This is a genomic window from Streptomyces milbemycinicus, assembly GCF_002154605.1.
GTDB lineage: Bacteria > Actinomycetota > Actinomycetes > Streptomycetales > Streptomycetaceae > Streptomyces > Streptomyces milbemycinicus.
In genome coordinates, this window is record NZ_MUNE01000418.1 from 1 (window position 1) to 436 (window position 436).

General features: G+C 73.9%; 1 pseudogene. It reads right to left on the bottom strand.

Features of this window, described 5'->3' with window-relative positions:
- A pseudogene (locus tag CCN51_RS31430) lies at window positions 1–436 on the bottom strand (endonuclease/exonuclease/phosphatase); the annotation flags it as partial.

A 436-nucleotide genomic window follows, 5' to 3' on the forward strand; every position in this document is an offset into this window, starting at 1 on the left:
CCCGACGCGTCGGGGGCGTAGCGGTCGGGGACGGTGGAGGGGTTGAGCGCGTAGGCGGCGGGCAGCGCGTTGCCCGAGGACTCGACCGTCCAGGTCGCCTTGGTGAGCTCGGTCACCGACTGGAGCCCGGCGCCCGCGCCGCCCGGGTAGTACTCGCTGACCGTGCCGGAGACCCGCACCGCGTCCCCGACGGCGACCGACGGGGTGGTCGAGCCGGTGTAGACGAAGATCGCCTCGCTGGTGGCCCGGTCCCGGTCGGGGTGCGGGTCCTGGAACCAGAAGCCGCGCGAGGAGCCGAAGGCGCGGATCGCCGTGACCGTACCGGGGACCTCGGACACCTGCTTGCCCGCGAACGGGGATATTCGGGTGCTGCCCTGGATGTCATGGATCCGGATCTCGGCGGCGGTCGCCGACTGCGGGGCGGCGAGCAGCCCGG